Below are 496 nucleotides of genomic sequence, written 5' to 3' on the forward strand. Positions count from 1 at the left end.
GATTGCCAGTAAGTTTAGAGAAACCGTTACTTCATTAACATTCACGCTTATCGGTACTTCAACTCCAAAAGAAAAGGCTAAGGAAAAGTTAGGTGTTTCTATGCCTATCATCTGAATTAAATAAAGAACGATCATTAACTTAAATACCCAAAGCTTCTTTTTTAACAACCCGTAAAAACTAGACAAGTTCAAGCTTAGCATCACTAAAACAATTGCAAATGTGAGAAAAAGACTCGAAGAGCTCAATTGATTTACTTGGGCAAGCAAGGTAAATAGTAGAAACAGAGTAACTGCAACAGATATACCCTGCAAAAACAGCAAGAACTTTGTTCTTTTTAAATGATTTTCAAACAATTTTATATTTTCTCCTTGAGGGCTAACGCCGCGTTAAGTGGTGAACAACGACAACCACCAAACCTAAATCATTGTGCCGTAAACACTAAATTCAAAGAAAACCGAAAATGCCAAGCGTTGTGAATCCGTCTTGAACGCTTTG

The 496-nt window shown here is 35.9% G+C and carries 1 protein-coding gene; it reads right to left on the minus strand.

The genetic code is table 11. The annotated features are described in order from the left end of the window. The coding region (locus IQR33_RS26725) for a hypothetical protein (protein WP_193844209.1) at nt 1–354 on the minus strand (354 nt) is incomplete at its 3' end. Nucleotides 355–496: the final 142 nt, after the last annotated feature.

It is taken from the genome of Vibrio sp. OPT46, assembly GCF_015163535.1.
In the GTDB taxonomy this organism is placed as follows: Bacteria; Pseudomonadota; Gammaproteobacteria; order Enterobacterales; family Vibrionaceae; genus Vibrio; species Vibrio alginolyticus.